This is a genomic window from Rhodocyclus tenuis, from assembly GCF_014197755.1.
GTDB lineage: Bacteria > Pseudomonadota > Gammaproteobacteria > Burkholderiales > Rhodocyclaceae > Rhodocyclus > Rhodocyclus tenuis.
In genome coordinates this window covers 275,323-299,476 of sequence record NZ_JACIGE010000004.1, presented here as the reverse complement: position 1 = coordinate 299,476, position 24,154 = coordinate 275,323, and the positions used below count along the sequence as shown (strand labels likewise).

Genomic DNA, 24,154 nt, shown 5'->3' with positions numbered 1-24,154 from the left:
GACGCCTGCCGCCTATGCCGAATCACTCATCCGGAAATCGGCTACATTAGCCTCGGACTCTAAAGCTCGCTGCTACTGAAAACGGGGGGACGTCGGAATCGTCGTAAGCAGAGGCGCGCAAGCTCGAATCAACACCGCTGCCGATCACCACGACGCTGCCGCCGGAGCATAAAAAGCGGGCATTTCGAAAAAATGACAAGCCCGGTACCGAACGGACTATAGACAAGTCCGCCTGTTTTCTGAGAACGGCCGCTTGCCACCTGAAAATCCTGCCGCACCGCTGACCGCGCTTTTCGGCAAGCCGCGATAGCCAACAAGCGAAGCGATCGGCCTGCCGGCGCCAGTGGAAACCGATCAGGCGAGCGCCACTGACGCGAGCTGCATCTTCATCCGGCGCAAGGCTTCCGCAACGAGCAGTCCCGATCGCTCCTGCGTCGTCGATTCGGCATAGCAGCGCAACTCGGGGGCGTTGCCGGAAGGCCGGAAATGCACGATTTCGCCGTTGTCGAGAAAGATGCGCAGCCCGTCGGTGGTGTCGATGGCTGCCGATTTGCCGGCAAAGTCGCCGAGCAGGGCGTCGATCGCCGGCCGTGAGGCGGCCAGCCCGGCCAGGATCTGCCGGCTCGTTTCGGTCGGAAAGTCCTGCAAGCGGTCGCTCGCCGTAAAGCGTGGCGGCAGGCCGCGCGCCAGAGCCGAAAGCGGGCAGCCACGTTCCCTCGCCTGCACCAGCAGACACAGGATTGGTAACAGCGCATCGCGCGTCATCAGCGGCGCCAGCGTTCGCCCGGCCTTGCTGATTGCACTGCCAACCAGAAAACCGCCATTCGGCTCAAAACCGACAACACCCGTCGCACCCGCCGCCAGCAGCTCCTCGATGCCGGCGATCACGTACGGCGAGCCGATGCGCGTTCGCCGCACCGTCGGAAAAGCGCCGCACATATCGAGCGCCGTGTTGCAGCTGACCGTACTCACCACCGCCTGCGCGCCCAGCGCCTGCGCACAGAGGATGCCGACGATGTCGCCGCGCAGCCAGTCGCCGTTCTCGTCGCCGAGCAGCGGCCGGTCGGCATCGCCGTCGGTCGACAGGATGGCATCGAAGCCATGCTCGCCGGCCCAGCGCCGCGCCTGCTGCACGTCAGCTTCGGCCACCGCTTCGGTATCGATCGGCACGAAGGCATCGGTTCGCCCGAGCGAGATCACCTCGGCGCCGAGCGATTCCAGCAGCTCGTGCAGCAGCTCGCGCGCCACGCTGGAATGCTCGTAAAAGCCAAGGCGCATTCCCGCCAGGCACTGCGGCGCGAAGAAGCGCCGGTAGCGATCGAGATACAGGCCGGCTGCGCTACGCGTCAGCGGCGGCAAAACGCTGGTCAATGCGCTCGCCGGCAATGTCACCACGGCAGCGCTGATCCCGGCCTCGTCGGCCTTGCTGATCTCGCCCAGAGGCCCATAGAACTTGATGCCGTTGCGGTCAAAGGGGATATGGCTGCCGGTGACCATCACCCCCGGAATGCCCTGCGACTGCGCATGAAAAGCCAGCGCCGGCGTCGGGATGGCACCGCAATAATCGACCACCAGCCCCTGCCGCTCGATGGCCGCCGCGCACGCCGCGGCGATCTGCGGACTGCTCGGGCGCAGATCGATGGCCAGCGCCACGCGCCCGGACTTCGCGCCAATCACCTGCAGAAACGCCGCCGTATAAGCGAAGCACACCTCGCTCGTCATGTCGGCCACCAGGCCACGCGCGCCACTGGTGCCAAAGCGCACGCCGCTCGCGTCCATCAACGAGGCGATCGACACCTTGCGCTGCAACTGCTGCATGGGAATTCCTTTCGGGTCAGATCAGGTAAAGCCGGGCCAATTCCTGCAACTTGCCGAGCAGTTGGGGCAAGCGCTCCTGACTGGCCGCGTCGGCGGGCAAATGACCGGACAACGCCTCCCTGAACGCTTGCTGCGCCAACAATCCGGAAATTCGCTCGCTCAGATAGCTGCGAAGTGCTGGCAAACTGCTCCGACACTCATTCAGCAACGATTCCCGGCCATCGATCACGGCAAGCAGGTCGCCCAGATCATGGCTGAACAGAAAATCGCCCTGGCCTCGCCCCGCGAATGCTTCCAGCTTGGTCGCGATAAAAACCGGGGCCGCAATCAGACGGATCTTGTGTCCACCTGGCAGGGAAACCGGCTCAGCAGTCTCCAGGGCCAATGGATACCAGCGGTTGGCAAAGCCGAGAATCTGCTCCAGCGTCGGCATCACATCAACTACCACGGCGCCAATGCGCCAACGGCAGATCGGGGCGGCAGGTCGCATGTCCTGCACGAAGCCGCGAGCTCGCAGCGTCGTTTCAAGATGGTGGTAATCGCTCAGCGCCAGGGCCTGGCAGATCAGATCGACATCTTCGGTCGGTCTTATGGCCGGCATTGCCGGGTCAGTAATCAACAGCCCGGCCACCGCGCCGCCGACAAAAACCAGCTGTTCCCGCAGATCGTCACCGAGATGCTGCGCGACAAGCTCCAGCAAAGCCACGTTGGGATCGTTGGCGTTCATGCCTGCAAGCGCTTGTCGAGCAGGTCGATCGCCAGGGCGCGCTCGCGGGCGCTGCCGCCACGTACTGCATCGAACAGCGCCAGCAACTCGTACAAGGCCGGGTTTCGGCCTGCTGCTTCCGGCACACTCGGGTAGAGCGGATAAAAGCCGATTCCGCGGACAGTTCCGTTCTTGTGTGGCCACACCGGCAATGGATCATTACCCGCCACGATCTGATCCTTCAGTGGCGGAGCGGCATAGCCGGTCGGCAGACCGCGCGTCAAGCTGCCACGAACTGCAGGAAAACAGTAGCGCGCACCATGCTGGACAAACAGGCGCAAAGCGCCAAGGATGACCGTCGCTTTGCCACCCGCGTCCTTCTGCGCCAGCTGCGCCGCCACCGCGCGCTCAACGGCGCCATGCACCTCCGATGCGGTCATGCCCAGCTCGCTGGCGAGAGCGGCGTAGGTCGGCGCCGGGCCACGCTCCAGGGCGAGACGAAGCAATACCACCAGATCCTGCGGGCGTAAGACAACTTGCGGATTCGACTTTGCACCGGCCATTGCACAACCCTTTCATTCGCTATTCGCGAATAGCGAATATATGCCCTCGAAAACTTGGTGGCAATGCTCGGTACACACGAACGAACTGATCGCCACGCCGATCGGGCGCACGCCGACCACCGCTACCCCCGCGCATCCCCCCAGCGCAGCGTGCAGCGGTCGTCGCCGATGTAGTTGGTGTTGCCGTTGCGGTCGACGCAATAGCGCGGCGAAACGATCATCTCGGAGAAGGCCATGGCTTCGGCGATGCGCGTGTATTCGAAGAGAATGCTGCGTACCACCGTCGCGCCGCGGCGCAGGTGGCAGCCGTGGCCGATCCAGGCCGGGCCGATTACCGTGCAGCCCGGTTCGATGCGCACGCTGGAGCCGATATACACCGGCCCGACGATGGTTGCGCCCTCCCAGCTGATCGAGGTGTTCGGCCCGACCCAGACGCCCGGCTTCACTTCCTTGCCCGGCATCTGCATCTCGGCCACCTCGCCGCGCAGCACGCGCTGCAGCACCGACCAGTAGTCGCTGACGCGGCCGATGTCGATCCAGTTGAAGAAGCGCTTCTGCATGTAGAACGGCAAGCCCTTCTCGGCGAGCAGCGGGAAGAGCTGGCTGCCGATGTCGAACTCGACGCCCGACGGCACCAGATCGAGCACCTCGGGTTCAAAGAGATAGATGCCGGTACTGGCGTAATTCGACTTCGCCTCGGCCGGCGTCGGCTTTTCCTGGAAGAACTGCACCTTGCCGTCGTCGTCGGCAACGACAACACCGTAGTTCTGCAACTGGTCGTCGGGTACCTCGAGCGCCACCACGCTGGCCAGCGCCCCCTTGCTCTTGTGCTCGTGCAGCGCCGCGCCGATGTCCAGATCGACGATGGCATCGCCGCAGATGACCAGCGTCGTCTCGTCGAAAAAGCCGCTGAAATCCTGGATCGCCTTCATGCCGCCCGCCGAGCCCTTGGGCCGCGGCAGGATGTCGCCGTGCTCGCGCACGCCCTCGAAGGCGTAGCCGATGCTGACGCCCCAGCGGTGACCATCGCCGAAATACTCCTCGATGCGGCGGTGGTGGTAAGCCACGTTGATCATGATTTCGGTGATGCCGTAGCGCGCCAGATGCTCGATCAGGTACTCCATCACCGGTTTGCCGAGGATCGGCACCATCGGCTTCGGCAGATCCTGCGTCAGCGGCCGGACCCGCGTTCCCTGGCCTGCGGCCAGAATCATTCCCTTTGCCATTTGTTAACCCCAAATAGAAATACCAAGGCGCCTCGGAACCTGGTTTTGCTTTGTCATCGAAGCGCTTGTAGGACCAACCCTGCGTCAGATTCCCCTGGCCAGATTTTCCGGCCCGCTCTTGAACGGCGGCGTTTTCCCGGCAGCCTTGAGCGCCTCCTCAAGCTCTGACGGCGGCAATCGTGACAGGCGCTCCGACTTCCTGTCGAGATAGACTGCCTTGACCAGCGCCGCCTTGCGCTCCCCGCCATTATCGGTCAGCCGCGCTTCGATGGCATAAGACCAGGCTTCCCAGGGCTGAATTTTCTGGTTGAAGCGGGCAAGCTGCAGCGCCAGTGCTTTGAACTGCCGATCGCCAGTCAGCTCGAAAACGCTCTGCGCAACATCGGCAAACTGATACTCGACGCCGATCGGCCGGAACTCGGTAAACACCCGCGTATTCAGCGCCTGGCGGAAATACTTCAGCGCATCGGCGTTGCCGGCTGCGGCGGCGAGCACGCTTTGCGCCAGCCAGTAGTCCATGTTCCGGCGCTCTTCGGGAATGCCCACCAGCAGATCCTGCAGCGCCTTCATCTTGCCGGCCTTGACCGCCGCCAGGGCAAAGGTCGGCAGCACGTAGCTGTTGTCGGCATCGCTCAGTCTGTCCGCCTTGCCGGCCTCGGCCAGGCCCTGCCAGGCGCCGACGAAGTCCTGGCGCTTGAGCGCGCCATACGCCTCGACAAAACGCCCCTGCAGGCTGTGCCCGGCCGGATTCCCGCTCATCGCCTCGACCGCGCGCACGGCGTTCCTGTCCGGGATGCGGTCGGTCACCAGCGCCATGCTCAGGAATCTCGTCGCCAGCGGCTGCGCGCGCCCGCCGGCGCCCTGCCCGGCCTGCCTTGCCCAGTCGATCAGCCATTTTTCGTCGCGCCCCTGACGGCGATGGCCGACCAGCGCCGAATCCCAGAGATGCGGCGTAGTAAAGCGCCCGCCCATCGACTGGAAGCCATCCCAGGCCGCGTCCGACTCGCCAAGCATGTGCAGCAGGCTGAAATAGTCGCGGTAGCGATAACTGTCGCCATAACGACGCGCCGCGTTGAACTGCGCCGCAAGCGCCTGCGCGTAATCGCCATCGATCGTTGCGTTGCGCGCCGCACTCGTCAGCGAAGACTCCGAGCCGGTGGCGAGCTCCGCCGACACCTTGTAAAAGTCTTTCGCCAGATCGGTTTCGCCGCGCCAGAAGAACAATGAGCCGACCTGATGCGCGTAGTTATCGACCAGCAAGGGGTTGCCGGCATCGCCCTGCAGCCCCGGATACTGCGCATAGGCCTTCGCCGCCTTGGCGTAACGGCCCTCCTCGAGCAGCATCGTTCCCAGCCGTTTGTAGACGGCCAGCTGCAAAGGCCGCTCCTTGAGCACCTGCTGCAGCAACACCCTGGCTTCTTCGCCCCTGCCCTGCGCCTGCAACAGATCGGCCTGCAGCAGTGCCCGCGTGTTGTCGCCAGCGAAGCGCCCGGCCGTCTCCGCCAGGAGCTTTTCGCGCTCGGCCGGGGGCGTCAGATAAAAGCTGGCCGTCAGCGTGTTCGTCTGGTAACTCGCATTCGCCAGCGCCGAAAGCGCGTTCTCCAGATGCCCCGGCATCGCCTGCCCGTTGCGCTTGTAATACGGCGTCGCCAGATGGTTTGGCCGGTCAGCCCACGCATGCTCGGTGCCGGTCTGCCAGTAGCGCGCGCGCTCGGCATCGAGTCTTGCCGTATTCAGCAGCCTGTCCCTGCCGGGGGCCTCAGCCCTTGCGGCAAGGTTTTCCTCGGCCAGCGCCCGCGCCGCCATGATCTCGGGCTGCGTTCCGAAAACGCCATCGATGGCATTGAGATATTGCAGTGTCTGCGGGTAGAGACCCTGCACGACAGACATGCGATAGCTGTTGTAGAGCACGTTCGCCACCGCCGACTGCACCAGAAAATCGAGCAGATCGCGCCGCTCGGGCTGCCAGCCCGCGGCACTGCAGCAAGCGGTGGACGATTTGCCGGCAACAGCAGGGTTCAGATAGGCACCGATCGCCAGATCAACATCGGCCGACTCGCTCTGCCCGGCAATCTGGCGACCGCGGAGCTTCTGCTGTATGCCCGGGCCGGCGGACGGAAACTCCTTGCCCAGCGCCTCAAGCAGCTCGAAATTGCCGAAGCGGCGCAGGCGCGTCGGGTCGGCATCGGCAAAACGCCGCGCCAGAAATCCCTGCCAGACAGCGGGCAGCGCATCGAGCAGCGCCTCCCGCGCCGCGGCAGACTTCGGCGTATCGCTCTCGTAGGCGTAGCGGATATCGGTAGCGTCAATCGCCGCCATCACCTTCTGCGGCGAAAGCGGCAGCTTCGCCACGCTGGCATCGAGCTCCGGCAGATTGCCGTTGATGGCGGCGAGCAGCGCGCGCTCCTCTTCGCTGGCCGGCTGCCCGATCACGGCCAGCGCCGCCGGACGCATGTGCAATCCGTGCAAGGCGCGTGCGGCCAGCAGGCGCGTGGCGGCATCGCCGACCGGCAGCTGCCAGGCGATCAGCAAGGACCGCTCGTAAAGCCGTTCGCGCAGCCGCGTGGCATCGCCCGGCAGCAGGCTGGCCAGCAGCTGCAGCTGTTGCGCCGCATTGCTCAGCGACGCCGGCTGCACCGCCGCGGCCAGGTTGGCCGGCAAAGCCTTGCTCAGTGCATCGGCCTTCGCGGTCGCCGGCGCCTTGTACTGATAACCGAGCGCGCCGACGATGGCCGGCAGATTCTTGCGGAAAACCGCCACCGGCGGATCGAGATCGGAAAACTCCAGCGTCTCGATCGCCTTGCCGGGAGGCGGCTCGCCCTCGCTGAAAACCCCCGCCGGGCCGCGCTCCTGAATCTGGAAATAGAGGCGCAGCCGCTTGTCGGCGGCCGGGTTGCCCTGCTCAGAGCGGTGGCCGGCATAAGCCCAGACGATACGTTTCACCCGTAGCTGGCTGGCCAGCTGCAGCACCTCCTGCCGGTCGAGCCGGCGCTCGCCATCGCCCAGCGCGCCTGCCACCAGATAAGGATCAACCAGCTTTGCCGAAGCCGAGAGCGCCTGCGCCAGGCTTGCCGTCATCAGCGAACGGTTGGCGCGCTCGATGCCGCTGGCCTGAACCTGAAAGGGAACGAGCAGGACATCGGCCTCGCTGTTGGCGAGCAGCGCGGAGAAGTCACGCTTCTCACGCTGCTTCCAGTCCGAAACCCACTCCTGCCCCTGCCGTAGCGATGCCTCGCCGAAAAGCGGATCGGGATAGGGCAAAAGGTTTTCGCGCCGCGCCTTTTCCGCCTGTGCGGCCTTCACCCGCTCGAAAACCTTCTGCATGTCGCGACGGGCGGCAGCGTCTTCATCCTCCTTGACGCCGGCAAACGCGGTGCCGGTGGCGCACACCAGCAGCAGGCAGAGCAGTTTTCTCATGAGCGGACCTTTCGGTAGACGGCGACGACATCGATTGATCGCCATCATCACCGCTGATGATTACATTCAGACTACTGTCATAAGTGCGCCATGTCGGCAAGGTTTGCGCGGCGCCAGACGTCTGCCTCATGGTCCGGTCGATTCACTTGCAGTAACCCGCCTCAGCGACCGATCCCCCGATAAGTGATGCCGAGCCGCTGCATCTCGGCGGGCTCATAGAGATTCCGCCCGTCGAAGATCAGCGGCGTTTTCAGCCGGGCCTTTATTGCTGCAAAGTCGGGGCTGCGAAATTCCTTCCACTCGGTAACCACCACCAGCGCGTCGGCGCCTGCCAGCGCCGCAACCTGGTTATCGGCATAGCGCAGGCGTGCTTCGCCCGGAAAGTAGTGTCGGGCCTCGGCCATCGCCACCGGGTCATACGCCGTTACCGTCGCGCCGGCGACGAGCAGATCCTTGATCACCTCAACGCTGGTCGCCTCGCGCATGTCGTCGGTGTTGGCCTTGAACGCCAGACCCCACAGCGCGAAATGCCGCCCCGCCAGATCGTTGCCGAAGTGCGCCTTGATCTTGGCGCCAAGCACATGCTTCTGCGCATCGTTGGCCGCCTCAACGGCATTGAGCACTTTCAGCGTGATACCGGCATCGACTGCCGCAGTCTTGATCAGCGCCTTCACATCCTTGGGAAAGCACGAGCCGCCATAACCGGCGCCCGAGTAAAGAAAGTCGTAACCGATGCGCGGATCGCTGCCGATGCCCTTGCGCACCTGCTCAATGTCGGCGCCCAGCCGCTCGGCCAGGTTGGCCAGCTCGTTCATGAAGCTGATGCGCGTTGCCAGCATCGCGTTGGCCGCGTATTTGGTCAGCTCGGCGCTGCGGATGTTCATCACGATCAGGCGGTCGTGATTGCGCTGGAAAGGAGCATACAGCGAGCGCATATAGCTTTCTGCCGTCTCGTCGTCGCAGCCGACGACAATACGATCAGGCTTCATGAAGTCTTCGATCGCCGCGCCTTCCTTGAGAAACTCCGGATTGGAAACGACGCTGAAAGGCAATCCTGCGTGCTCGGCGCCGCGCTTTTTCAACTCGTCGGCAACTGCAGCGCGCACGGCGTCCGCCGTGCCGACCGGCACCGTACTCTTGTCGACGATCACCTTGTAATCGCGCATGTACTTGCCGACATTGCGTGCCGCCGCCGTCACATACTTCATGTCGGCCGACCCATCCTCGCCCGGCGGCGTACCGACGGCGATGAACTGGATGATGCCGAAGTGCGCTGCCCGCTCCACATCGGTGGTGAAGTGCAGGCGCCCGGCAGCCACATTGCGACGCACCATCTCCTGCAGACCCGGCTCGTAGATCGGGATGCCGCCTTCTTTGAGAATCCTGATCTTGGCCGGATCAACATCCAGACAGAGCACGTCGTTGCCGACTTCGGCGAGACAAGCGCCCGACACCAGGCCCACGTAGCCGGTACCGATAACCGTAATTTTCATGAAAACACCTTCTGGAAAACGGATGAAATCATTGGTGCGAGACGCGGCAGCCGCACACGCTGTCGCATCAGTGCCCCGCGCGCTGCAGCAGCAACTGGCGGATGGCGCCGAGCACGAACAGCGTGTTGGTGACCAGATAGCGCTTCCACAGCCGGCCCGGCTCCGAAGCCAGCCGGTGCAACCATTCCAGCCCGCGCTGCTGCATCCATAGCGGTGCCCGCTCAATGGTGCCGGCGTGGTAATCGAATGCCGCACCGACGCCGATCATCACCGCGTTGATGCGGCCACGGTGCGCCGCCATCCACTTCTCCTGTTTAGGGCAACCCAGGCTGACCCACAGCGTTCCTGCGCCGGAAGCGTTGATGCGCGCCACGTCCGCGGCATCTTCCTCGGTGGAAAGGGCGCGAAAAGGCGGCGAAATCGCACCGGCGATCCGCAACCCCTGGAACGCCGTCAGCAGGCGTTTCTGCAGTATCCCCAGAGTCTCCTCGCTGCTGCCATAGAGAAAGATCGACTCCTGCCGCTGCGCCGCCTGCGCGCAGTACTTCCACATCAGATCCGGGCCATTGATGCGCTGCTGGCCTCCAAAGCCGAGCTTGCGCAGCATCCACGCCACTGGTGCGCCGTCGGGCGTTGCCATGTCGGCGCCAGCGATCACCCGCGCGAACTCGGCATCCTGCCCTGCCGTCACCACCGAATGGACGTTGCAGATGCAGACGTAGCGGCTCTCGCGCGATTGTGCCCAAAGCCTTATTCGCGCAAGGGCATCTTCCCAGTCGATGGCGTCGATCGGCGCACCGAGAACACGTCGCAGCCGCCGCTCATTCCCGGACGCAGTGCTCACTGGCGACTCCTTTCCTGCGCAGCAGCAATGGTTTCGCGGTAAATGGCGATCAACTGCTCGTAGTTTCTTTCCGGGGTGTAAAGCGCCTCGTAACGCAACCTTGCCGTACGCCCCATCGGTGCCATTTCATCCGGATGCGCCATCGCCCAGCGCATCTTCGCCGCCAGATCTTCCGCCTGGCCGGGCTCGAACAGCAGCCCGGTGACACCATCCTCGACCAGTTCGGCCAGCGCGCCGATCCGGCTGGCAATCACCGGCAGCCCGCAGGCCATCGCCTCGACCAGTGTGCGCGGGAAGTTCTCGTACCAGATGCTCGGCAATAGCAAGGCCATGGCACCGCTCATCGCCAGACGCACCTCCTCGCCCGACAGGGCGCCAAGCTTCACGATATTGCCCACGCCCGCAAGCGCGCCCTCCTCCGGCCCACCACCGGCGACCCGCACCGTCGCGTCGGGCAAGGACCGGGCGGCCTGTGCCAGCACCCGTACGCCCTTCTCTGCGGAAAGGCGCCCGACAAAGAGAAACCCCGCACGTGGCAAATCCACCGGCGCGTCGAAATCGACGAAGTTCGGTTTAACCAGGATGCGTTCGCCAGGCAAGCCGCCCGCGACGAACTTCTTTCGACAGAATTCGTTGAGTGCCACGTAGCGTGTCACCTTGTTCTGCCAGGTACCCAGTGCGCGATGCAGCGTCAGCATTCCCGCCAGAACGCTGGTCTGCGCGGCCGAGTCGCGGTAGCAGCCGCGGATCGCCCCACGCCAAGGCAGATTGCCGAGGCAATCTTCACAGATCGATCCGCCACGAAGGAACATCGCCTGCGGGCAGAGCAGGCGGAAGTTGTGCAGGGTTTGCACCACAGGCAGGCGCAAGCGCCCGGCAGCCCAGTAGATCGATGGCGACAGCAGCGGAAAGGTGTTGTGCACATGCACGACATCGGGAAGAAATGCGGCTGCCGTCGCCCTGAACAACTCGGCACCCGGTGCAGACCAGAGTGTGCGTGCAAGCAGATCGAAGCGGCCCAGTCCGGCAATCGAATCGTTGTGCAGCAGCAGCAGTTCAACGGTGTGGCCATTCCGCCGCAGCAGCTCCACCTCGGCCTCGACCACCGCGTCCTCACCACCGCGCTGCTGGTAAGCGTTGTGAGCCACCAGCACCCGCAAGCGGCTCATGAGCGCACTGCCCCACTCAGCGGCTCACAGAGGAACTCATGCAGATCCGCGCCGACCTTGCCGGCTTCAAACCTCTGCAGGAAACGCGCCCGAGCGAGTCTGCCTGCGGAGCGCATGGATGCCTCGTCATCGAGCCATTCGAGAATCCTCGCCGCCGCCGTTTCTGCGTCGCCGAGGGGAATCGCTCTTCCCTCGCGTCCATCGTCGAATACCTCGGGAACACCGCCAACCGCAGGGGCAAAGACCGGAACGCCGCGTGCCAGCGCCTCGATCAAGGTGAGTGGCAGATTCTCCAGCAAGGCGACGTGCAGGCACGCAGCATGCGTACCGATCAGTTGCGCAGCATTGCGCACAAAGCCGGCGAAGCTGACCTGCTGCGTGATGCCGAGTTCGGCGGCCAGCGACTCAAGTCCCGCCCGGTCAGGGCCATCGCCGACGATCGTAAGACTCAGCGCTCGCCCGATGCATGCCGCTGCGGCGACGATCTCCAGCGCATAGCGCTGGTTTTTGCGCGGTTCAAGTGTACCGATGCAGATCAGGTCGCGGAGCGGCAGCTGATCCTCATCAGGGCGAATTCCGGGGTCGGCGAGAAAGTTCGGAACGATCCTGTAGGGCAGCGCAGCCGTCGCCGGAATCCGTTCAGCAATCTCCAGACGCATGAACCCAGAAACGAAGACAAGTCCATCGACTTTCGGCAAGGTCTCGGCTTCAAGGCGACGGATGGCAGCGTAGAGCGCGCCGCCGGGCCGGATCATCCCCTTGCCGGCCCACTCGTCCGCCTGCGAGATATTGAAGTGCACCACCATCACCACGCGCTGCGTAGGCGCGCACCGCGCCTGGAGGGCTGCGGCGGCGGAAAGCGGGCACTGGGCATAGATGGTGCACGGCTCGCCCCCCGATAGTTTCCGGCGCAAGGCGAGGCGCAGAAACAGCGCGTGCCAGTGGCGATACCACCAGACGCTGGCCGGCTTGTTTAGCGGATCGATCAGGCGGCGCAGCGCAAATACCGGATAGACCAGCCCGCGCGGGCTATCGAAGGGCGTACTCAAACTGACCGGGAGCGACCGAGCGCCGGCCCAGGCGAGAAAGGCCCTGACGTGCGTCTGTACGCCGGTATCGCCGTCCGCGCGCAGGATGCTGGCGATCAGGATCGATCGAGACACGCGAGCACCCCCCGAAAAAAGTTCTCGACCATAACGTCGAGTCCGTAGCGCTGCGCCGACGCCTCCGCATTCGACTTCATCTGGGCCAGTATTCCCGGGCTGGCCAGAACCTTGCCTATGTTTTCGGCATAAATTGCCGGATCAAACTCGGATATCCCGCCATTGATACCATCTTCCAGATAATCGATTTCCGGCGAGTGAATCGGAATGTCGGTGGTGAATAGCGGCAAGCCGGCGGCAAAGGCGTCGAGCACGGCCAACCCTACCAAACCGGGGCAAAGGAAAACATCGGCAATGGCAAAGTAAGGCACGCGAGCACCGCCAAACTGCGGCCCGATATGATGGACCCACGCATGCTTTGCCGCCGCGGTACGGGCAATGGTTTCGTCCGGACCGGCCCCGACGAGGATCAGGTGAAAGCCCGGTAGCCGGTTACGTAACTCGACCGCTGCCCGAACAAGAAAAGCCAGTTGCTTGTCGGTGTGCATGCTGCCGCAGAACAAGCCGACGCGATCCGTCCTGGCAATTCCCAGTTCTTCACGCAAGGCTGCGCGTGCCTGCTCGTCGAAGTCATTGATCTGCTGCCGCAAACCGGAGGTATCCACGCTGTTCTGTACGACGGTGATGCGCTCGCTGCTGAAGCCATTGTCCCTGACGTAATCGGCAACCCGCGCCGTATAGGCAAACCACCAGTCTGCCCGCCGCAGCATGGCGCGTTTGACGCGCCCCATGCCGGACTCCTGCGGCTGTTGCCAGTTGCGCCCGTGCCCCCAGTAAGCCAGACGCAGGATTCCCAAGGTCGAAAGCAGCGCAAAAACATAGTTCAAGACGTATTTCGATGCCTGCTCGACGATCACGAGATCGGCCGTGAGCGCAGCAACCGGCACCCGCTGGAACAAGACACGCTGCCTGAATAGCCAGAGGGCATGTACCTTGCGCCCATACGACGGAGGCAGATCAACAGCGTCTTTTCTGCGCGCCTCGAACGAATTGGGATCGCTATAGATGACCTGCAGGCGTATGCCCTGATTCTTCAGTCGAAAATAGAGAGCGTCGAAAAACGGCTCACGATACTGCTTGGCGACCGCCTGGACGATGCAGATGGTTGGCTCGGCGCCATGCCCGACGATACTGGCCGAAGCACCGCCCTTTGCCTCAGGAATTTCGCGCGCAGAGGCGCGGCTTTCTGCACGGGCCAAGCTTGGCTTATCCGGCATAGGGATTCTTCGGTAACTCAATGATGGAGAAACCGGAAGCGCCGAGCGTGTCGAGTAGAACACCCTCCGGCCGCCCCTTGAAGACCACTACACAGCCAAGTCCAAAGCCCATCAGGCCAAGGCTGGACAGAGCATCCTGAACGGTAATGCCGGCTCGCGTCAGTAGCGTGCCGACATTGACCTGCCTTGCGTCATATCGTGAAAGCCGCCCGTGATAGAAATCGTTGACTCCCTTGAAAGCGATTACCTCTCCACCCATTGCCGTCAGCAGCTTCCCCAACTCGCGCAAGTTAAGCCGGTACAGAAAATTGCCACTCGGCTCGAAGTCCAGCACGGTATCGCCGCGCAGCAACCTTTTGGCAGCCGTACGAACGAGATTGAGTATCCGCTGATCGTCGAGAGGTTCGATCAGAACTGCGCCAACGCGCGCCACACGCAGCATTTCGTAGAGCGCTATCGGCGGCCTAGGAAAGTGGTGGTAGGCCTCCTTGCACAAGACAAAGTCGACCGCATTCTCCCCGAGCGAAATGTGCTCGGCGTTCTCGATCCGGTAAGCGTCGATAAAGCCATTCTCGTGCGCGACGGCGAGCTTCTCGTCCGTCAGGCTGGTGGCGGTCGCTTTGATCCCCCGCTCTTTCAGATACGCCGCATCGGAACCGTAGCGCCCGTCGCCGAGCGTCATCCATTCTGCTTCCGGCAGTGCGGCGAGCAAGGGCTGAGTGCAGCTAAGCATGCGGCTGTGCCGCCAGTTGTCGATGGAGTCAGGGGCACCATAGCGCGAAGGCCAGCCCATGCGCGCCTCGTCAATCGCTTGTCGGGTATAGCTCGTTTGCACAAAACTCATCTTCAACTCCTCGTTGGCGCGCGCACTGGCTTCAGGAATCTATGGTTTCGGAAAATCGCCATTTGACGAGCCCCTCGAGCAAACCTAGAGAGACAAAGGCGCCGATGGCGGCTTGGCGCAACTCACCGCGCAGCAACGGGCGCATGAACTGCCCGAAAACTCCGCGCACGATCACCCAATGACTGAGCTGATGTTTGGCGTAGATGCCGCCGGTGCCACGCCCGCGCCGGCGCATGGCACGGCATCGGGCAAGGAGCTGTTCGTTCGGGGCCGCGATGCTGAAGGCGTGATGCACTCTCGCCTCAAGACGGTATTCGACGCACGCTCCAGCCTCGAGCGCACGCAGAATGAAGTCGGTTTCTTCGCCGGCCCCATACCACTGACCGACGCCAAAACGCTGATCAAAACCGCCGAGCCGCAGCAATAGCGAGCGCTGAATAAACAGCGTTATCGAACTGGCACTGCCGCTGCGAAACTGCCGCCACTGCGCGCAGGAAAGCCGGCCGAACGGCCTCGGCGCGCTATTCGCCAGGCTTTGCTCAACCCAGCAGCCAACGATGCCGTCGATGGCCCCGGAAGCAGCAAAAGCTCGCCGCACTTCGGCGACGGTTTCGGGCTCGTACCAGCAATCGTCGTCGGGGAAACCGACGATTTCGCCGGCTGCTTCAGCGATACCAAGGTTGCGCGCTCCCGCAAGGCTGGGCTTCTCGAGGCGCAGATGGCGAATGTTCAAGCCTTGCGCGAGACCTCTCCGCACATGCGGTGCCAGCCGATCATCCGCATTCTGGTCGACGATCAAGACTTCAAAATCCTTGTCGGTCTGTGCCAGCAAGGAATCGAGCACTCGCCCGACATCATCGCAGCGGCCGTAGGTGGCGAGAACGAGCGAGAGCAGGCTCATGGTTTACCCGGCGCGGAAACGATCAACTGTGGCTCGTAGAAAACCGCAACGCTGGCCTGTGGAACGCTGCCAACAGGCGAACGGCTGCCGTCCAGGCGCTCCACCGCCAGCACCTGCTCGCCGAGCGGGGCGAAGCTGGCGGACCGGCCATCCGCTTGCCAGACGATGCGGCGGGTATGCCCACCCACCGGCGGTAGCGCACATACCCAAGTTCCTCGCGTCTCTTTGCATTTCGGCGTAGCAAAGCTCAGCCAGCGGATGAGTGTGCCGTAAGCAACACCGGCCGGCTTCAGCGCACCAGTAGAAACCTCGGTCAAGCCGAGAATGTAGTTGTCCCAGGCGTACCAGTAAAAACGCTCAAGACCAGCCGCGCGCCCGAGGATCAGCGAGCGTGCGACGACGGCAGCGCCCTCGTCCAGACGCACGCGACGCCAGCGCGGATCGGCGCCTGCCTGCAATGTTCCGTCGCCGTTTTCCAGCCACCAGCCGGATTCCGTATTCCACAGCGGCAGGCTGGACAGTCCCTGCCGCACCATCGCCGCGCGCACCCGGCCGATCAGCGGAACGATTTCCTCTGGTTCGCGATGCGGCACGTAGAAATGGTAACCAATGACATCGACGCAGGCTTTGCCGCCCTTGCGCAGGAAGTTCTCGAACTGCTCCGGCTCGCTGCCGGCGCCGATCAGCGATGGCGAAATCAGCCGGTTATCGGGTGAAACTTCGTGCAGGATGCGGTGGGCTTCGCAAGTCAGTTCGACCATCTTGTCGACCGAACCCGTATAAAAGCCCTTGTCGTTCATCTCGTTCCAGACTTCGTAGTGCCGTATCCGGCCGCGATAGCGCTCGGCCAGCGTGCGTACGTAAAGACGCCAGTTTTCGATATCGGCCGGCTCGGCGGCCCAGCCAGGGCGGTAACTCGATTTCTCGGCGGGACGTGCCGACGCCCACGCCGGGCTGAGACCCAGCGGCAGCAGGATGTCGACGCCGAAGCGCTGGCCGAAGGCGACGTAGCGATCGAGGCGAGTGAAGTCCCATTGTCCCGGAGCGGGCTGCAGATCGGGCCAAGCGACACCCGCATCCCACAGGCGCCATGCGCCGAAGGCAGCCTTCGGCCAGGCCGTGCCGCTGTCGGCACGGTGCATGTGCAGGCCAAAATAGGGATCCCGCGACGATTCATCGGCGCTGCTGGAGGCGGCCAGAAACAGGGCAAAGGCGCCGGCCAGCATGCCGGACAGGAAATGAGCCGACAAGAAACTGTGGAATTTCATGTCGTGCCTCGACTGTTGATTTCGCCGCCAAGTGCGAGTCGCAGCGCGGTCTTCAGCCAGTAGAAGGGATTGGCGAAGGCTTCTCGACGAAGGGCGATGCGCCACGCCGCCTGCCGATCGCCGCCAGCCAGGCGGACATTGGCGACATTAAGCAAATGGCTGGCGTAAAAGCGGGCGGCGCCGCGGCGCATGTGTTGCGGCACTTCGTGTCGGCGCAAGCGCTCGGCCAGGCGACGAAAAGCCGGCAGTTCATCGGCGACGCCCGAGCCATGGGTGGCACTTCCCGGAACATCGAGACGGTATTCGGCGCGCGCTACCGGATCGAAAGCAATGGGAAAGCGCTCGGCGATGCGAAACCACAGGTCCTGATCTTCACCGAGCCGCTCGCCGATGGCAAAGCGCAGTCTCTCGTCGGTCAGCAGGCTGCGCCGGATGGCGAGCGAACTTGTAAAGAAAAAGTTCGAGCGGCTCCAGGCGGCGTAAAAGTTGCTGACCAGACCGCCGCGAGCGGCCGCCGGATGCAAACTCGGTACGCGGCGCTGACCATTGGCATGGCATCGCACATAGGCCGTCGCCAGCAAAGCTGCGTTCGGGTATGCGTCAGCCAGACGCGCCAGACTGGCAAGGAAGCCCGGCAGATAGCGATCATCTGCATCCAGGAAGCAGACCCAGTCGCCACGCGCGGCGTCGATGCCGGCATTGCGTGCAGCCGAAACGCCGGCATTGGGCTGACGAATCAGCCGCACCAGGGGAATCCCGAGCGCCTCTACCTTGGCGGGTCCGTCGTCGCTGCTGCCATCGTCGACAACGATGATCTCGCCAGCCGGCAGATCCTGCGCCATGACCGAATGCAGCGCCTCTTCGATATAGGCTGACTTGTTGTACAAGGGGATCACCACCGAGAACATCATGCGCGCAGTCCCGCGGGCACCACTTGCGCTTCGCTGCGCCGAAGCTCGCGCGCCGGCGCCCGGAGGACGATCGCGAACAACAAGAGATGCGTCAGCGCATCGCCGTCGATCAGCCCGGTCATCGCCAGCGGTGCTTCCGAGAAGCAGCGCAACAGGATCATGGCGAGCAAGGCGACCGAGACGCCGCGCGTCTGCGCCGCCATACGCAAGGCGGCCGGAATCAGGTAGCGCAGATAAGCCAGCAAGGCAAGAAAACCCAGCGTGCCGGCGACCGAAAGCGTTTGCATGAACTGGTTGTGGGCGCTGAAGGCATAGGGCATGCCGATCTGCCAGCGAAACTTCTCACCCCAGATCGTCGGCCCATAACCGAACAACGGGCTGTGCTGCCACTCGCGTAGCGCCACCTCCCAGATACCAGTGCGTCCGGAAACCGTTGCGACACTGTCACCGACTTTCGAGTCGGAAATGCGATCCCACAAGGAAGGAAGATCGACGAACATCACCGCCAGCAGGCCAGCAGAAAGCACCGTAATCATGACCAACGCCAAGAGCAGAGCGGCCTGCCGACCAGCGCGCAGTGGCCAGCGATACCAGGCAAGAATGGCCAGAACAATGAGCAAAGCGAACCAGACCGTCTTGGACTGGGCCAGAATAAACACCAGCACGGCAGCGGTAATCAGCAGCGCACGCAGCCGACGATTGCGGGTAGGAAGCAGATATTCCAGAAGCAGGGTCAGCATGGCCAGCGGCCCGATACTGTTGGCGTTGGAGCCAAGCCCCCACAGGCGCACATGCAGGCCGGGGATCAGGCCCTGATAGTCAGGCTGCAACGCGATGGCAGGAACAAGCAGCGCTGCCACAAGGCTGCCGACAAGCAATACGTAGAGCGCCGCCTTGGCAGCCTTGATCATCGTTTCCAGCGGCTCGCGCCGTGCCGCCCAGACCGCCGCAAAAATCACCAAAGAATAGAACAGCGAATGCACGAAGGTCGGCACTGTGCCGAAAGCGCTCGGCAGAAGATTGCTGGCGACGATGTAGATCAGCAGCGAAACGAAGAGCGCGCTGCCCGGCGCTTCGCTCAGCGCCCGTCGCCGGGTAAACGCGCCGACGAGCTTTGCACCGGCAATGCAGAGGATGCTCAGCGTGATCAGCCTTAGAATCGATGCGCCACCGCCCGGCTGCTCCGCGAGCAGATCGATATGCTGCGCCGCCATGGCCAGATTTCGCCCGGACAGCAGGCTGCTCAGGGCGATTCCAAGCACGATCAGCGGCGCGATCGCCGGCACGAAACGCGCTCCCCACGAGCCTTCCACGTGGAGGGATACGCCAAAGGCGAGCACCAGCAGAATGGCTGCGCCGAAAGCCATGGCGAAGTAAACGGCGGGATAGACAATCTCGAGAATACTCATTGTTCTACCCCATCACCGGCAGACGACCCAGCCAGCACCCCAGCGGCGCCGGGCAGCGGGCGGCGAGACGGGTGAGCAGTTCGCCGCAATGGCCCGGGATGATTCCCGGGAGTTTCATCAGCAGCAGCAGGTACACCGCAGCGGCCAGCGCGGCATCAATCAACAGCCGGACAAATGCCGGCAGTCCTTCGGCTCTCAACCAGCCATCGCTGGCGGCGGCGATGCTGGCGCAAATCATCGCCAGCAACAATCCGCCACGGCAGGCACGCCACAAGCCAGCGAAGGAAATCGGCAACAATTGTCTGGCTGCGAAAAAAATAAGGGCGAATCGCAGGGCGAACAGCAGCACCACGGACCACGCAACCGCTTCCAGCGAATGCTGCGCAGCCGCCCAGGAAATGGCGACCCAGAGCAGTGCCATCGGCAACTGAACTCTGAACTCGCGCTCCGGGGCGCCGCCGATCCACAGAAGTGGCGTCGTCAGCCCCCAGAACAGCAGCAGCGGAATCGCCAGAGACAGCGGCGACAGGAGTACGCCGGCCTCTACCCACTTCGCGCCATAGAGCGCCAGCACCAGCGTGTCGGCGACGGCGGAAACTGAAGCAAAGAGCGGCAATACGACTAATGCCGTCAACGCGACGATGCCAAGATAGACCTCCACAAGGCGTTCGCGCTGGTCTGCAATGCGCGACGCGGCGGAAAAGAAAACCGGCTGCACCACGCCAAGCAAGGAACTGACCGGGCCGTTGATGAGGTTATAAGACGTAGCGTAAAGGCCGATCTCGCGACTGGCGAAGTAGCGGCCGATGACGACGCGCTCGATATTGCCGATGACCCAGTTGGTAATGTTGGTGATCAGCACGGTCCCGCCATAACGCATTAGCTGGCCCCCACCGACAAACCAGAACAGCGGTTGCAGCGGGTGGCGAACACCGGCATAGAGAATCAGCAGCGTGATCGACACCTGCACGATCCACGACGCCACCAGTGCCCAGACTGCCGCCCCCGACAGGGCCAGCGGCACGCCAACGGCGACGTAACCGCCGACATAGCCGGCGATATTGGCTAACTGGATTCGCCGGATATTAAGTTCGCGCTTCAACATGTTCTGCGCCGGTGCCATCAGCGCATTGAGCAGGCAAACCACGGCCAGCACCGAAACAATCTCTTGTGCCTTTGCCTCGCCGAAGAAAGCGGCAATCGGCCCGCTTAACAAGACGATGGCAGCGCTGACCAGCGTGCCGATAATGAGTTGCCAGGTAAACACGAAACGCAGGTCATGCGCTGAAACATCCTGCTTCTGGATCAGGCCGTAGGCGATTCCGACGTCTGAAAAAAAACCGCTGAAGCCGATCACGACGGCAGCGATCGCAAACAAGCCGTATTGCTCCGGCCCGAGAATTCGCGCGAGGACAATCTGCGTGCCCATCTGCAGCAGAATCCTGACGAGGGCGCCACCGCCCCCCCAGATGACGGCGGAGAGACTGCGGCTGCCGAGACCCGTCGCGGGTACCTTCTCTTCAGCGGGCAGGGGACGTGGCGAGATATGCGGCATAGGTGTTTTGAATGCCGTCACCGAGCGAGAATTTCGACCGCCAGCCAAGACCTTGCAGTCGCGTTACATCGAGCAGCTTGCGCGGCGTACCGTCGGGCTTGCTGGGATCGAAGACGATCTCGCCATGCAGGCCGATGATAGCCATGATGGTTTCGGCCAGCTCGCGGATCGTTACATCGCTCCCCGTGCCGACGTTGAACAGACCGTCGCGGATGTCTTCCCGCTGCATCAGGAAAACGCAGGCATCGGCCATGTCATCCACGTGCAGGAATTCGCGCAGCGGCTTGCCCGAGCCCCACACTTCCAGCGTCGTTACGCCCTGCCCTTTGGCTTCGTGTGCCTTGCGCAGCAAGGCCGGTAGCACGTGCGAATTGTTCAGGTCGTAATTGTCGTTCGGCCCGTAGAGATTGGTCGGCATCGCGCTGACGTACTGCCGACCGTACTGGCTGTTGTAGCTCTCGCACAGCTTGATGCCGGCAATCTTGGCGATTGCATAAGGCTCGTTGGTCGGCTCCAGTGGCCCGGTGAGGAGGTACTCCTCCTTGATCGGCTGCGGGCAGTCACGCGGATAGATGCAGCTTGAGCCAAGAAACAGCAGGCGATTGACATCAGCCAGATGCGCCGCGTGAATCAGGTTGGCCTCGATCATCAGGTTCTGGTAGATGAAGTCGGCGCGATAGACGTTGTTGGCCTGAATCCCGCCTACCTTGGCGGCAGCGATGAACAGATAATCAGGCTTCTCTGCCTGCATGAAGGCATGTACGGCCGCCTGATCGAGCAGATCGAGTTCCTGATGCGTGCGCGTGAGGATGTTGCTGTAGCCCCTGGACTGCAGCTTGCGCACGATCGCTGAACCGACCATGCCGCGATGGCCAGCCACATAGATTTTGGCGTTCTTGTCCATGGCGGCTTTATTCGTGGTAATCGAAGGCGGCGTAGCCGTTCTTCTTGACCAGTTCGTCACGCTCGGCGCTCTTCAGATCCTCGCGCACCATCTCGGCGACGAGTTCGTCGAAGCTGGTCCTCGGCGTCCAGCCGAGCTTTTCTTTCGCCTTGGTCGGATCACCAAGCAGCGTTTCCACTTCGGTCGGGCGGAAGTAGCGCGGATCAACGCGGACGATCACGCGGCCGTTCTGGTCGGTGCCAGTTTCTTCAACGCCCTGCCCTTGCCAACTGATCTCGATGCCCAACTCGCGGGCGGCGGCATCGACAAACTGGCGCACGCTGTACTGCACGCCGGTGGCGATGACGAAGTCTTCGGCGCTTTCCTGCTGCAGCATCAGCCACTGCATTTCAACGTAGTCGCGCGCGTGCCCCCAGTCGCGCAGCGAATCGAGGTTGCCGAGATATAGCGTGTCCTGCAGGCCGAGCTTGATGCGCGCCAGTGCGCGCGTGATCTTGCGCGTCACGAAGGTTTCGCCGCGCAGCGGCGATTCGTGGTTGAAGAGGATGCCGTTACAGGCGTAGAGGCCGTAGGCTTCGCGGTAATTGATGGTGATCCAGTAGGCGTACATCTTCGCCACCGCATACGGGCTGCGCGGATAGAAAGGCGTGCTTTCCTTCTGCGGGATTTCCTGCACCAGCCCGTAGAGTTCGCTGGTGCTAGCCTGGTAGAAACGGGTCTTCTTTTCCAGGCCAAGGATGCGGATCGCTTCGAGGATGCGCAGCGTGCCGATGCCGTCGGCGTTGGCGGTGTATTCGGGCGTCTCGAAGCTGACGGCAACGTGGCTCATCGCGGCCAGGTTGTAGATCTCGTCGGGCTGCACCTGCTGGATGATGCGGATCAGGTTGGTCGAGTCGGTCAGGTCGCCGTAGTGCAGGACGAAGTTGCGGTTGGAGACGTGCGGGTCCTGGTACAGGTGGTCGATGCGATCGGTGTTGAAGAGTGAGGCGCGACGCTTGATGCCGTGCACGACGTAGCCCTTCTTGAGCAGGAATTCTGCAAGGTAGGCGCCGTCCTGGCCGGTGATGCCGGTGATCAGGACGACTTTGCCGGTGGCCGGCGTAGTCACTTCCGCTGCGGAATTCGTGGAGAAGGTCATTTTCATTAGTTCAACTGAAGGTTGCCGGCGACTCTTTGCCGGTATTCGGGTGCCAGTCCTGCAAGCATTTGCGCGGCGAAGCGGTCTTGCATGGCATACGCTTTGGCGGCCTCAGGATCGATCGAAGAAATGCGGATAAGCATGCCGTCGGGAATCTTTCCGGTGAGGCCGTAGCTCATTTCGATGAGCTTCTTGTTGATGCCGCTGGCAACCACACGGTCGCCAACCGTGGTCCAGTAGGTCACCGGCTCGCTGCGTTGCCCAAGCGTGGCGAAGATCCGCGTTACCGGGATTGAGCCCTGACTGGTTTTCAGGCTACCCACCTGTTTGCCCTGCAGGACAAAGCCCTGCGCCGGGTAGCAGACTTCGGGCTTGTGTACCTGCATCGAATCGGTCTGGTCGCTGCCGTAGGAGATCGACAGCATGATCCGGTAGCCCTCGCCGTTCACGTAGGTGCGGCTGAGCGTCTGCTTGTAGATCTTGTCGATCATCGCCTTCTGCTGCGGATCGACGATCTGCGTCGCTGACTGCTGCTCTTCCCGCCAGTCACCGAAGGCCTGCGGAATCATGGTTTCCAGATCCACTTTCGGCCCTTGCTCGGCAATCTTCTGCGTCGGGCGCAGGGCAAAGGCAAGGCCTGAGGCAGCGAGCATCAGTGCCAGCAGGATGGAGTTTCGCAGCCAGACGTTCATCGCTTCAGGCTCCCGCCGGATTGCGCCGCCGGTCGACAAACTGCAGCAGCGAATCGACGCCGATGATCAGCAGCAGTGCAGTGAGAAAGAGCACCATCCCGGCAAAGCCGTGCAGAAAGCCCTGCCCGGCCGCGTCGCCAAAGTGATAGGTCACCAGCGTCAGCACCATCACGCGGATGACGTTGGCGGTAAACGAGATCGGCACAATGCAGATCGCCAGTGCCACGTTGCGGAAGAGCGAGTCGTGGCGAACGATGTTGAGGTAGAGCAGCCCCAGTGCTTCCAGCGTAAACAGTGTGTGCAGCCCGGCGCAGGCATCGGCCACCAGCAGCTTGTACTGGCCGATCTGCAGGATCACGCCGCTGCGTGCGATCGGGTAGCCCACCCAGAAGAGCAATTGCTCGGCCACATAAGAGACCGCCATCTTCATCGGCATGGTCACTGCATCGACCAGTGCGCCGGGCAGCGGGATCATGAAGAGCATGAAGAACAGTGCGAACCACTGTGCTTTCAGCGCCACCGGACCGCGTGTGAGCAGCAGGATCGCCGCCAGCAGCCAGATGACCGAGCCGACTTCAAAGAGCAGGATGTCCTGCGAGCGGCCAATGGCATATAACAGCAGGCCAAGCACAAAGAGCGGCCAGCCCCAGACCGAGCCGGGCTTGCCTTCGCTCGCTACCCACATCGCCGGCCACTTGCGGTAGGCCAGCCAGCAGGCGATGGCCAGCACGATCGGCCCGTGCTTCTGCTCGTCGCTGCTCCAGATGCCGAGAAACAGATCGACAAGGGTGGGAACGTAGAGCGCAATCAGGCCGACGATAAGCGGCAGCCAGGCGAGCAAGTGCAGCGGCTGCTTTTGCGCGTTGATCGGCACGCCGCTTACCATGACGTACTCAGACACGTTGCTGCCGCGCGG

At 62.9% G+C, this 24,154-nt stretch carries 20 protein-coding genes; all 20 read right to left on the bottom strand.

What is annotated here, in order from left to right:
- Positions 1–354: 354 nt before the first annotated feature.
- The 20 genes from GGD90_RS07860 to xrtB all read right to left on the bottom strand — a co-directional run bounded on the left by GGD90_RS07860 (position 355) and on the right by xrtB (position 24,139).
- Positions 355–1,818, bottom strand: a complete 1,464-nt coding sequence (locus tag GGD90_RS07860) for a phosphomannomutase (protein WP_153115710.1) — start codon at positions 1,816–1,818, stop codon at positions 355–357.
- A 16-nt stretch (positions 1,819–1,834) separates the two neighbouring features.
- A complete protein-coding gene (locus GGD90_RS07855; protein WP_153115709.1) occupies positions 1,835–2,545 on the bottom strand; it encodes a hypothetical protein in 711 nt (236 codons plus the stop codon).
- The gene (locus GGD90_RS07850) at positions 2,542–3,030 is read right to left on the bottom strand and encodes a hypothetical protein (RefSeq protein WP_221227690.1); all 489 of its coding nucleotides are present in this window, start codon (positions 3,028–3,030) and stop codon (positions 2,542–2,544) included. Before GGD90_RS07850 ends, GGD90_RS07855 begins: the two co-directional genes overlap by 4 nt.
- Positions 3,031–3,209: 179 nt before the next feature.
- Positions 3,210–4,301 carry a sugar phosphate nucleotidyltransferase gene (locus GGD90_RS07845; protein ID WP_228273666.1) on the bottom strand — a complete coding sequence of 364 codons (1,092 nt, stop codon included), beginning with the start codon at positions 4,299–4,301 and terminating at the stop codon, positions 3,210–3,212.
- 96 nt (positions 4,302–4,397) lie between these two features.
- Positions 4,398–7,730 carry a tetratricopeptide repeat protein gene (locus GGD90_RS07840; RefSeq protein ID WP_153115706.1) on the bottom strand — a complete coding sequence of 1,111 codons (3,333 nt, stop codon included), beginning with the start codon at positions 7,728–7,730 and terminating at the stop codon, positions 4,398–4,400.
- Between the two features lie 161 nt (positions 7,731–7,891).
- The gene (locus tag GGD90_RS07835; RefSeq protein ID WP_153115705.1) at positions 7,892–9,223 is read right to left on the bottom strand and encodes a UDP-glucose dehydrogenase family protein; all 1,332 of its coding nucleotides are present in this window, start codon (positions 9,221–9,223) and stop codon (positions 7,892–7,894) included.
- A 67-nt stretch (positions 9,224–9,290) separates the two neighbouring features.
- Positions 9,291–10,067, bottom strand: coding sequence for a WecB/TagA/CpsF family glycosyltransferase (locus GGD90_RS07830; RefSeq protein WP_153115704.1), 777 nt, complete (start codon positions 10,065–10,067; stop codon positions 9,291–9,293).
- Positions 10,064–11,236 carry a glycosyltransferase family 4 protein gene (locus tag GGD90_RS07825; RefSeq protein WP_153115703.1) on the bottom strand — a complete coding sequence of 391 codons (1,173 nt, stop codon included), beginning with the start codon at positions 11,234–11,236 and terminating at the stop codon, positions 10,064–10,066. Before GGD90_RS07825 ends, GGD90_RS07830 begins: the two co-directional genes overlap by 4 nt.
- Positions 11,233–12,399: a glycosyltransferase family 4 protein gene (locus GGD90_RS07820; protein WP_153115702.1), complete on the bottom strand. Its 1,167-nt coding sequence runs from the start codon at positions 12,397–12,399 to the stop codon at positions 11,233–11,235. Before GGD90_RS07820 ends, GGD90_RS07825 begins: the two co-directional genes overlap by 4 nt.
- Positions 12,381–13,598 (bottom strand): glycosyltransferase family 4 protein, encoded by a 1,218-nt coding sequence (locus GGD90_RS07815; RefSeq protein ID WP_184415007.1) that lies wholly within the window; start codon positions 13,596–13,598, stop codon positions 12,381–12,383. Before GGD90_RS07815 ends, GGD90_RS07820 begins: the two co-directional genes overlap by 19 nt.
- Before the next feature lie 7 nt (positions 13,599–13,605).
- Positions 13,606–14,460: a class I SAM-dependent methyltransferase gene (locus GGD90_RS07810; protein ID WP_153115700.1), complete on the bottom strand. Its 855-nt coding sequence runs from the start codon at positions 14,458–14,460 to the stop codon at positions 13,606–13,608.
- Between the two features lie 31 nt (positions 14,461–14,491).
- Positions 14,492–15,361 carry a glycosyltransferase family 2 protein gene (locus GGD90_RS07805; protein ID WP_153115699.1) on the bottom strand — a complete coding sequence of 290 codons (870 nt, stop codon included), beginning with the start codon at positions 15,359–15,361 and terminating at the stop codon, positions 14,492–14,494.
- Entirely contained in the window at positions 15,358–16,629 is a 1,272-nt protein-coding gene (locus tag GGD90_RS07800; protein WP_153115698.1) for a glycoside hydrolase family protein, read from the bottom strand. The genes GGD90_RS07805 and GGD90_RS07800 overlap by 4 nt, the downstream gene beginning before the upstream one ends.
- Positions 16,626–17,540, bottom strand: a complete 915-nt coding sequence (locus GGD90_RS07795) for a glycosyltransferase family 2 protein (protein WP_153115697.1) — start codon at positions 17,538–17,540, stop codon at positions 16,626–16,628. The genes GGD90_RS07800 and GGD90_RS07795 overlap by 4 nt, the downstream gene beginning before the upstream one ends.
- Complete coding sequence (locus GGD90_RS07790; protein ID WP_153115696.1) at positions 17,537–18,949, bottom strand: O-antigen ligase family protein; 1,413 nt, start codon at positions 18,947–18,949, stop codon at positions 17,537–17,539. The genes GGD90_RS07795 and GGD90_RS07790 overlap by 4 nt, the downstream gene beginning before the upstream one ends.
- Positions 18,950–18,953: 4 nt before the next feature.
- Positions 18,954–20,504, bottom strand: a complete 1,551-nt coding sequence (locus GGD90_RS07785) for a lipopolysaccharide biosynthesis protein (protein WP_153115695.1) — start codon at positions 20,502–20,504, stop codon at positions 18,954–18,956.
- Positions 20,470–21,408, bottom strand: a complete 939-nt coding sequence (gene fcl / locus GGD90_RS07780) for a GDP-L-fucose synthase (protein WP_153115694.1) — start codon at positions 21,406–21,408, stop codon at positions 20,470–20,472. The genes GGD90_RS07785 and fcl overlap by 35 nt, the downstream gene beginning before the upstream one ends.
- Before the next feature lie 7 nt (positions 21,409–21,415).
- Positions 21,416–22,546 (bottom strand): GDP-mannose 4,6-dehydratase, encoded by a 1,131-nt coding sequence (gene gmd / locus GGD90_RS07775; protein WP_153115693.1) that lies wholly within the window; start codon positions 22,544–22,546, stop codon positions 21,416–21,418.
- 5 nt (positions 22,547–22,551) lie between these two features.
- Entirely contained in the window at positions 22,552–23,238 is a 687-nt protein-coding gene (gene epsI / locus GGD90_RS07770) for an exosortase-associated protein EpsI, B-type (protein WP_153115692.1), read from the bottom strand.
- A gap of 4 nt (positions 23,239–23,242) precedes the next feature.
- Positions 23,243–24,139 (bottom strand): exosortase B, encoded by an 897-nt coding sequence (gene xrtB, locus GGD90_RS07765; RefSeq protein WP_221227689.1) that lies wholly within the window; start codon positions 24,137–24,139, stop codon positions 23,243–23,245.
- Positions 24,140–24,154: the final 15 nt, after the last annotated feature.